This is a genomic window from Candidatus Cloacimonas sp. (assembly GCA_039680785.1).
Classification (GTDB): Bacteria; Cloacimonadota; Cloacimonadia; order Cloacimonadales; family Cloacimonadaceae; genus Cloacimonas.
In genome coordinates this window covers 18,465-28,122 of the sequence record JBDKSF010000055.1, presented here as the reverse complement: position 1 = coordinate 28,122, position 9,658 = coordinate 18,465, and the positions used below count along the sequence as shown (strand labels likewise).

Sequence of the window (9,658 nt, the reverse complement as noted above, 5' to 3'; positions counted from 1 at the left end):
CCCTCATCATCAGGACCTCTATGCTTAATGGCATCCGTCATTGCTTTTAACAAAAATGCCTCTCTGCCTTTCTGCTTAAAATTATGCGCATTTTGGGGCAGATTATCATTGCCATCTGAAAAATGATCTAATGTTTTAGCTATACTCACTGATTCTTGGTTAAAACAATATATCCCAGCTATTCCGCACATTTATTCTCCTTATCCTTCATATTCCTTTTTTTATAATTACAATTCCAGTCAAGCGTTTTATCACAAATAACTGAGTGTAAAGGTAAATAATATCCCTCTTTACTATCTTTTCCTTAAGCAAAAATCTTTCCATTAGGAAAGGATAGAATCGAAAAAAATCCCTTGACAGGAGAGCGGGTTTTCCAATATGTGAACATATATTCATAAAGGAGACAAAATGGATACTCAGAATTGTTTATGCAAAAGCATTTCGGTAGAAGAAATGAATGATATAAAAAGTCATATTCCTACAGACGAAACCATCCAGGATATGGCAGAATTTTTCAAGATTTTTGGCGACGGTACGCGCCTGAAAATATTGTATTATCTTTTTAGACACGAATTATGCGTAGCGGATTTAGCCCTACTGGTTAAAATGCAGCAATCGGCAATTTCGCATCAATTAATGTTATTGCGTTTACATCGTTTAGTAAAATATCGCAAGGAAGGCACCACTACTTATTATTCTTTGGCGGATGAACATATTAACAGCATTTTTAAAGTTGCGTTGGAACACTTACAGGAGCTGTAAATGATTATTGAAGAATATGATGTGCACAATCTGGATTGTCCCGATTGTGGCAATAAGATAGAAGTGGAAATCAATAATTTAAAAGAAGTGGAAAACGCCAATTTGGATTTTATTAACAAGCGTTTAACGATTGAATACATAGAGAAAGTGGAAAATCCGCTCAATAGGTTAAATGCCATAGCAGCCAAAATTGATCCTAATGTCCAATTTACATTGGCAGGAATGGATATTGAAGAAACCGGCAATAAACCCTGGTTTATAATAGCATCTATTTTGGTTCTTGCGGTAAGTTTATTTTTTAGCAGTCGGGTTTCCACAATTTTAGGGATTGCCGCCTATCTTATTGCCGGGCACAGAGTTATTAAAAAAGCAATACAAGAAATATCTTCCCGCCAGATTTTTACGGAGAATTTCTTAATGACTTTGGCTACTTTCGGGGCACTTTACTTAGGTGAATTTATTGAAGCCGCGGCAGTTATGATTTTTTACGAAATCGGATTGTATCTGGAAAATGGAGCCATTGCCAAAAGCAGAAATAATTTAAAATCCCTGCTTGCTTTAAAACCGGAGATAGCACACTTAAAAACTGAAAAGGGGATAGAAGATCTTAAGCTGAATAACATCAAACAAGAACAAACCATTCTTGTTTATGCCGGAGAACGAATTCCTTTGGATGGCATTGTAATAAAAGGGGACTCTACAGTTGATACCTCTTCAATAACGGGAGAAGCAATTCCAGTTTTAGTAGAACCAAAATCCACTGTTTTTGCCGGTTTTTTGAATGGAAATGGGTTATTGGAAATAAAAGTGCAAAAGACAGAAGCGGAAAGTATGGTTTCGCGCATCATAAAACTTATCGAAAATGCCAGCAGCAAAAAATCCGAAACCGAGAAATTTATGACCCGTTTTGCCAGATATTACACACCCGCAGTAGTTTGTGCCGCTATTTTAGTATTTGCCATACCTTCCATTTTAGGTTATAATTATACTGACTGGTTAAAACGCTCCTTAATTTTTCTGGTAGTATCCTGTCCTTGCGCCTTAGTAATTTCCATACCTTTAACCTATTATATTGGAATAGGCAAAGCGGCAAAGAAGGGAATCATTTTCAAAGGTAGCGTATTTTTGGATATGCTAAATGAAGTTAAAACAATTGTCTTTGATAAAACCGGAACTTTAACCACCGGTGATTTGCGAATTGCCGAAATTAAAGCCGCGCCAGAAATTGACCCTGAAGAACTTAAACATAGCACTTGGCTGTGTGAATGGACATCTTCTCATCCTTTTGCCAAAGCCATTAAAAGTGTTTTTTCTTACCGTTTTGAGCCCTCCGCGGTAGAGGCATTTTCCGAATATCCCGGTAAAGGTGTTTTATTGGTTTATAATAAAGACCGCTATCTTTGCGGCAATGTTGATTTTTTAAAGTCCTTCGGCTTTATTAATTTGCTTGATGCAGGCGACAATAGTGTAGTGCATACCGTGAAAAATGACATCTATTTGGGCTACATAAGTTTTCAGGATGAATTGAAACCCGGAATGAAAGAAGTATTGCATTCCCTTAAACAAAAAGGGATTAAGCATCTTTCAATGCTTTCCGGAGACCGCTATCCCAAAGCGGAAAAAGTGGCAAAAGAACTTGGTTTGGATAGCTTTTATGCCGAATTAACCCCAGAAAGTAAACTGGCAAAATTGGAAGAAATCCTGAAAACCGCTAAAAATAAAGTTGCTTATTGCGGCGATGGTTTAAATGATGCCCCCGTTTTAGCCAGAGCCGATGCGGGAATCGCTATGGGAAAAATTGGAGCTCAAGCATCCATTGAAACGGCAGATATCGTTTTATTGAATGATAAACCCGAACAACTGGAAAGTGCATTCAACATTTCCCAAGAGACCAATAAAATGGTTTGGCAAAATATCATCCTGGCTTTAAGCATAAAAGCACTGGTTATGGCTTTGGGAGTTGCGGGAATTGCCAATCTATGGGAAGCAATTATTGCCGATGTTGGAGTAACTTTACTGGTTATTTTCAATTCTTTACGAATGATGAAAAAGCCGTCAATGTAACTTCCATTGGAATAAACCGTCCTTTAATCCATATCTACTAACACATTGTTTTTCAGAGCGTTCATTCGTAATTGTGTCCAAAATGCCTCCTAAGGGAATTCTATTGCCTAACTTATTCATCTTCAGAACCTTGCGTAACAACTCCCTTACACTGGCGTAACACTGCTCTTATCTCGTAAGAGAATTGTTACAGATATGTTACTGGAACATAACATATTCTTCCAATGTCCTGATGAGCAAAGAAACCAGGATTTTAGATTTTAGGGTCTATGAGAACATAATGCTGAGGCATAAGCCATTTGGAGTTATTCTGCTAAAAGGGGACTTTTCTTTACGCTGAAAAAAAGGACAAAAAACCAACTGAAAGGGTGCCTGTGCAATATGAAACTGCCTGCAAGTCAAAAGTTATGCAGAAATAGCAACCAAGGAAATTGGAAGGATGTATCGGTATAAATGGCTTATAATATCCACTTAAGTAAATTGCAAGATGCGGAATCTCTGAAATTTGCGTGCTTCTCTCTTTTTTGGGGGTAAAATTAAAATCGAAAATCATTCTCGGCTTGACAGAATCATATTTATGGAAATTAAGGTTATTACTTGGTAAAATTTAGGAAAATGGAGCTATAAATGCTAAAAATTACTTTGCCCGACGGTAATATACGAAATTACGAAAACCCCGTCAGCGCTATCCAAATTGCGAAAGATATCAGTCCAAAACTAGCGGAAGCGGCGGTTTGTGCAGAAGTAAACAATAATCTGGTTGATCTGGATTATATGATAGATAAAGATGCCACCCTCTTATTTCACACTTTTGAATCCGAACAAGGAAAAGAGGTCTATTGGCATAGTACCGCTCATTTAATGGCACAGGCAGTAAAACAATTGTTTCCGGAAGTAAAAATTGCCATCGGACCTGCTATTGAACAGGGTTTTTATTATGATTTTGATAGAGACGAACCATTTACGGAAGAGGACTTGCCAAAAATCGAACAAAGAATGAAAGAACTAATTTCCCAAGCGCTTCCCTACCAAAGAGCAGAATTAAGTAAAGCGGAAGCAGCGAAAATATTCGGCGAAATGGGCGAAACATATAAATTGGAACTTCTGGAAAATATCCCCACAGGAGACATAATCAGCACTTACCGTCAAGGCGATTTTATTGATCTATGCCGCGGACCTCATCTTCCTCATACCGGAAAAATTAAAGCCATAAAACTTTTAAGAACTTCCGGTGCATACTGGCGTGGCGATGAAAAAAATAAAATGCTGAAACGGATTTACGGAATAAGTTTCCCAACGGAAAAAGAACTGACGAACTATATACAATTTTTGGAAGAAGCCGCAAAACGCGATCACCGTAAATTAGGTAAAGATCTTGATCTTTTTTCCATCAACGATGAAGTAGGACCCGGACTGGTTTTATGGCATCCCAAAGGAGCTATGGTGCGTCATTTAATTGAAGCATACTGGAAAGATCAACATTTGAAAAAGGGTTATCAACTGGTCTATACTCCCCATATAGGACGCGCTAATTTATGGGAAATTAGCGGTCACTTAAATTTCTACAAAGAAAATATGTATAGCAAGATAGACATTGAAGGTCAGGATTATTATCTAAAGCCGATGAACTGTCCTTTTCACATCAGTATTTACAAAACCAAACAGCACAGTTATCGTGAATTGCCTGTCCGTTTAGCAGAACTGGGAACTGTTTACAGATATGAAAGAAGTGGCGTTTTACACGGTTTGATGAGGGTGCGGGGTTTCACACAAGATGATGCTCATATTATCTGTACTCCTGAACAAATGGATGATGAAGTGGAAAAATTGATCGTCTTTGCATTGGATATGTTAAAGGCATTCGGTTTTAAAGAATTTATGATTTATCTTTCCACCCAGCCAGAAGATAGCGTGGGTAAAAAAGAGGACTGGGATAAAGCGACCTCTGCCCTGGCTGCTTCAATGGAAAAATTGGGTCTGGACTATAAAGTGGATGAAGGGGGCGGAGCTTTTTACGGTCCTAAAATTGACATCAAAATTAAAGATGCCTTGGGCAGAGCTTGGCAATGCACTACCATCCAATTTGATTTTAATGAACCAGAAAGATTTGATATGACTTACATCGGCGCCGATAATACCGCTCATAGACCTTTTATGATTCACAGAGCAGTTTTGGGTTCCGTGGAAAGATTTTTTGCTACTTTGCTGGAATATCACAGTGGCAATCTACCTTTGTGGCTGGCTCCCGTCCAAATTATGGTGATTCCAATTACCGATGGCCAAATCGACTATGCCCGTAAAATAGAAGAACAGTTGTTGGAACAGGGCTTTCGTTGTGAATTGGATGCTCGCAGTGAAAAAATGGGTTATAAAATTCGTGCCGCCGAAAACAGCAAAATTCCTTTTATGTGCATAGTGGGCAAAAATGAAGAAAGCAATGCCACGGTCGCCATCAGACAACATAAAGTTGGTGACCTGGGCATAATGAATTTAACTGAAGCAATCAATATTTTGAGACACGCGCTATGAATGTCTATGAAACTGTTCAGGAAGAACTTGCCAAAGAGGCATCTGCCATTCAAAAAGTAGCGGAACAGCTGAGTAAGGACTCCCTCGAAAAAGCATTTGAACTACTCTGCAATTGTAAAGGAAAAGTGGTTTTGACGGGAATGGGTAAAACCGGAATTATTGCCAAAAAAATAAGCGCTACTTTAGCTTCCACGGGAACTACCTCTATTTTTTTACATGCTGCGGAAGGAATTCATGGAGATTTAGGAATGATTGAATCCGATGATGTGGTGATCGCCATTTCCAATAGTGGAAACACTCAGGAATTGATCAATCTGATTCCCTTTCTGAAATTTAATTATGTTCCCATCATAGCTATCACCGGAGACCCCAAATCCCAACTGGCAAAAAATTCCGATGTCGTGATAAACTGTCATATACCCAAAGAATTGGAGCCCCTTGGAATTGTTCCAACTGCTTCAACAACGGTGGCTTTGGCGGTTGGTGACGCTTTGGCTATTGCTTTGCTGAAATATAAAAATTTCCAGCTGCAAGATTTTGCCCGTATCCATCCCGGTGGGACCATCGGTAAAAAGCTGCTTTTAAAAGTGAACGATTTGATGCACAGTAAAACGGAACTTCCCGTTATTAAAGAAAATGCCAATATGTCTGAAGCAATCATTGAAATGACTTCCAAAAAATTGGGTTGCACAGCCGTGACGGATAAAAATGATAAACTGATAGGAATGATAACCGATGGTGATTTAAGAAGACAATTGCACCTAAAAGGTAATTCCCTATTGAATTATACAGCCAAAGAATGTATGACTCCCAGCCCCAAAACACTAAAACCTGAAGTTCTGGCTGTTGAAGCATTGAATTTGATGGAAAAATATAAAATAACGATGATACCCGTCGTTGACGATAATGACATCCCCGTAGGAATGTTACATATGCACGATTTATTGACTGCAGGAGTTATTTAATAGAGGTCTTTTTCTTCTTCTTCATCTGGTTCTAATTCATAATTGTGATTATAGACAAAATCGTGCGTTCCCGCTTTTACTAAATTCTTTAATTTATCGGCAATTTCTTCTATTTCATCCAGATAGTCAATAATATTTAGGCCCCCTGCCGCTTCACATTCTCTATTTTGAATTCTGGCAAGAACATCTTCTCGCAAGAAATGGTGGGTCTCATTTATTCTTCCTTCCATTTCAATTATTTTATAAACATATTCCTCTTTCAATTCTGCCAGATAATCTATGGATAAATCCAACATAATAAGCAGCTTGGAATGTAAATCGTCTATCATTTTAATAAACTCGGGAGGAAGCTGATGCTTTTGAGATATCATCTGCTCATTCAAAATTTTATTGATTTGCTCCGTAAAATCACCAATTTTTTCTATATCATTAACCGAATGTAGTAAAGCAGGTATCTTATGAATGATGTCTTCTGCCTTTGTCTTTTCATTCACAGCCACTAAATAGAGAGTAATTTCCCGTTGGAGATTATCAATGGCTTTTTCAATCCGGCTTACGCGTAATTGCTTCTTATAATCCTTATCCTTGAATGCTTGATAAGAAATTAACAGTTCCATTCTCACTAAACGCAACATTTCTCGCATTTCTTTCATTGACTGTTTTATTGCCAAGTCCGAATTGTTGATGATGGTATAATTCAAATGTTTGGGTTCGCCTAAAGAAATGGTTTCCACTTTATCAGGCGGAATAATTTTAGTGGCAGCTTTAGCCAATAGACCGGCAAAAGGCAAGAAGAAAATAGTATTGATGATGTTAAATAAAGTGTGCCCATTGGCAATGTGCCGAGCTACATTCTGTCCTAAATAAACATTCCCCGGCGTAATCCAGTTAATAAGTAAGGGGTATATGCCCAAATAAGTTAAAGTTGCAAAAATGATCGTTCCGAACAAATTGAAAAGAGTATGAACCATAGCTACGCGTTTGGCTGTATTACTACTGGTTATGGCTGCCAACCAGGCAGTGATCGTAGTGCCAATATTATCTCCAAAAACCAAATACAAAGCCCCTTCAAAAGGTATCAAACCCGTAGATGCCAAAACCATCACTATTCCTATGGAGGCAGCAGAACTCTGAATTAACATTGTGAAAGCGGTTCCCACTAAGATACTTAAAATTGGATTGGAAGCCAGTTGAATCATTAAATTTTTTGCCACTACGGAATTCTGCAAAGGAGTAACTGATTCAGCCATAACATTTAACCCGATAAACAATAAACCGAAACCAATGATTATCTGGCTCCAATGTTCCATTGCCCTGCTTTTGCGGATGAAAAGTAAAGCGACTCCTAAAACAATGAACAAATAAGCATACTGACCAATATTGAAAGCAATTAATTGGGTAGTTATCGTGGTGCCAATATTGGCGCCCATAATTACCCCTACTGCCTGATTTAATGTCATAATTCCGGTATTGACAAAACCAACCGTCATAACTGTAGTTGCCGAACTACTTTGAACTAAAGCAGTTACACCCAAACCAACTAAGACACCTTTCAAAGGAGAATTAATGAGGACCTTTAGGATCCTTCGCATTTCGGAACCGGCAACTGCTTGTAAACTATCGCTCAATTTATTGATTCCGAATAGGAAAAGTGCCAAACCACCTATCAAGTTTATGATATTCAACAAGTTCATCTAATCTCAATGTTCCTTTTTAACCGTAATATTTATAGTTTTTTTTAGCCCTCGTAATGGTCAAGTAATTTTTGCTTGACATTTAGTAAAATTATGCTTTCTTAAAAAATCAATGAAAACGAATTCTTGACAAATTCTGGTAGTTTATTTATGAAGAACAAATTAACTAAAGGTTTGAAATATGCCTACTTGGGAACTTTATGCAAAGGGTAGAGTTCAGGGTGTTGGGTTCCGTTATTTTATCTGGAACCTGGCAAGCGAACTTGGAATTAAAGGTTATGTTCGAAACCAATGGGATGGAACGGTTAAAATCGTTGCCCAGACAGATGAGAACACTTTTGAGTCCTTTATGCATAGGGTAGCAGAAGGGAATAAATATGCTTTGGTAAAAAAGCTGGAAATTAATAAACTGGATAGTGATGAAGAATATAATGACTTTGAAATTAAATAAATACTTATGGCTGATGGTGATGCAGATATTGCTCATTTTGCCTTTGGGGCTTTCTGCGGCTGATCAGATACATACTGTTAAAAAAGGAGATACCCTTTATTCTCTCAGTAAGCGTTACGGCACAACTGTGGATGAATTAAAACGGCTGAATAAATTATCTAATAATGATCTTGCCATTGGGCAAAAACTGATTATTAAGAAGGAAAAAGCAAAGCCCAAACCGGTTACTCCGGTGCCGGTTATAAAACCAGTTCCGGCTGAAAATCAGGAAAGTGCTCTCCCATCTCCGAATCCAAATCCAACTACTCCTGATAATATTGTTCCTCCCCTTGCGCCAGCCATAATTCCACCCGAATATTATTACACCGTAAAAGCCGGTGATAATCTCTACCGCATTGCGGTAAATAACAATATTACATTGAAGGATTTGCTAAATTGGAATAACTTTGCCAACAGCTCCGTTAATATATATCCGGGTGATAAAATAATTGTCAAGAATCCGTCTGGTAGCAGCGAAACCATTACACAGCCAGAAGAATCAAATCCTGAACCAGTTGCGCTGATTTCCAACACGCCCGCGAAGGAAGATACAGTCCTGATTGAAAGAGTTTATATCGTTCAAAAAAAAGATACACTTTATCGAATTGCCACTAATAACGGAATGACAGTTGATGAATTGATGAAATTGAATAACTTAACCTCTCCTGATTTGACGGTGGGACAAAAAATATATTTATCTGGAAAACCTCATCCTGGAACAACTGCTCCTCCCACCATCCTTAATGAAGAAGAATTATTGAAAAAGGATAAAATACGCACCGATCTAATTATGCCTGTTGACGGCCATATTATGTCCGAATATGGTTTACGAAATGGACGCCCTCATAAAGGAATTGATTTAGGAGCTAAAAATGGCACGCCCATATATGCCGTTTTGGATGGAACCGTTGTCTTTTCAGGAGTTCAAGGTTCCTATGGAAATGTAGTGGTTATCGAACATCCCGATTTTGTAATGACAGTTTATGCCCATAATGAAAAAAATCTGGTAAGTGTGAATGATGTAGTGAAACAGGGCCAACAAATTGCTACTGTTGGTTCAACCGGAAATGCTCAAGGCAGTCATTTACATTTTGAATACCGGCTGAAAGGTAAGGCGATCAATCCTCGTAAGGTTTTGCCCCTAAAATAAGGAA

At 38.1% G+C, this 9,658-nt stretch carries 8 protein-coding genes; 6 read left to right on the top strand and 2 right to left on the bottom strand.

The window, feature by feature from the left end:
• Positions 1 to 191: hypothetical protein (locus ABFC98_03635; protein MEN6445119.1), on the bottom strand; the 191-nt coding region annotated here is incomplete at its 3' end.
• A gap of 217 nt (positions 192 to 408) precedes the next feature.
• On the opposite strand from ABFC98_03635, the gene ABFC98_03630 reads away from it, so the two are divergent.
• From ABFC98_03630 to ABFC98_03615, 4 genes are all read left to right on the top strand, one after another.
• Positions 409 to 762 carry a metalloregulator ArsR/SmtB family transcription factor gene (locus ABFC98_03630; GenBank protein MEN6445118.1) on the top strand — a complete coding sequence of 118 codons (354 nt, stop codon included), beginning with the start codon at positions 409 to 411 and terminating at the stop codon, positions 760 to 762.
• Positions 763 to 2,826 carry a heavy metal translocating P-type ATPase gene (locus ABFC98_03625; protein MEN6445117.1) on the top strand — a complete coding sequence of 688 codons (2,064 nt, stop codon included), beginning with the start codon at positions 763 to 765 and terminating at the stop codon, positions 2,824 to 2,826.
• Between the two features lie 627 nt (positions 2,827 to 3,453).
• Positions 3,454 to 5,355 (top strand): threonine--tRNA ligase, encoded by a 1,902-nt coding sequence (gene thrS / locus ABFC98_03620; protein ID MEN6445116.1) that lies wholly within the window; start codon positions 3,454 to 3,456, stop codon positions 5,353 to 5,355.
• The gene (locus tag ABFC98_03615) at positions 5,352 to 6,320 is read left to right on the top strand and encodes a KpsF/GutQ family sugar-phosphate isomerase (protein MEN6445115.1); all 969 of its coding nucleotides are present in this window, start codon (positions 5,352 to 5,354) and stop codon (positions 6,318 to 6,320) included. The genes thrS and ABFC98_03615 overlap by 4 nt, the downstream gene beginning before the upstream one ends.
• Here ABFC98_03615 and ABFC98_03610 read toward each other — a convergent pair.
• Positions 6,317 to 8,014, bottom strand: a complete 1,698-nt coding sequence (locus ABFC98_03610; GenBank protein MEN6445114.1) for a Na/Pi cotransporter family protein — start codon at positions 8,012 to 8,014, stop codon at positions 6,317 to 6,319. The genes ABFC98_03615 and ABFC98_03610 overlap by 4 nt on opposite strands.
• A gap of 181 nt (positions 8,015 to 8,195) precedes the next feature.
• Between ABFC98_03610 and ABFC98_03605 the strand changes: the two genes are divergently transcribed.
• Both ABFC98_03605 and ABFC98_03600 read left to right on the top strand, forming a co-directional pair.
• Entirely contained in the window at positions 8,196 to 8,465 is a 270-nt protein-coding gene (locus tag ABFC98_03605) for an acylphosphatase (protein MEN6445113.1), read from the top strand.
• Positions 8,434 to 9,654, top strand: a complete 1,221-nt coding sequence (locus ABFC98_03600) for a LysM peptidoglycan-binding domain-containing protein (protein ID MEN6445112.1) — start codon at positions 8,434 to 8,436, stop codon at positions 9,652 to 9,654. Before ABFC98_03605 ends, ABFC98_03600 begins: the two co-directional genes overlap by 32 nt.
• Positions 9,655 to 9,658 lie beyond the last annotated feature (4 nt).

What these genes read in the sequence shown, in the direction of transcription:
- ABFC98_03630 (MEN6445118.1), top strand. Translation starts at nt 409, where the DNA reads ATGGATACTCAGAATTGTTTATGCAAAAGCATTTCGGTAGAAGAAATG.
- thrS (MEN6445116.1), top strand. Translation starts at nt 3,454, where the DNA reads ATGCTAAAAATTACTTTGCCCGACGGTAATATACGAAATTACGAAAAC.
- ABFC98_03600 (MEN6445112.1), top strand. Translation starts at nt 8,434, where the DNA reads ATGAAGAATATAATGACTTTGAAATTAAATAAATACTTATGGCTGATG.
- ABFC98_03625 (MEN6445117.1), top strand. Translation starts at nt 763, where the DNA reads ATGATTATTGAAGAATATGATGTGCACAATCTGGATTGTCCCGATTGT.
- ABFC98_03615 (MEN6445115.1), top strand. Translation starts at nt 5,352, where the DNA reads ATGAATGTCTATGAAACTGTTCAGGAAGAACTTGCCAAAGAGGCATCT.
- ABFC98_03605 (MEN6445113.1), top strand. Translation starts at nt 8,196, where the DNA reads ATGCCTACTTGGGAACTTTATGCAAAGGGTAGAGTTCAGGGTGTTGGG.
- ABFC98_03610 (MEN6445114.1), bottom strand. Translation starts at nt 8,014, where the DNA reads ATGAACTTGTTGAATATCATAAACTTGATAGGTGGTTTGGCACTTTTC.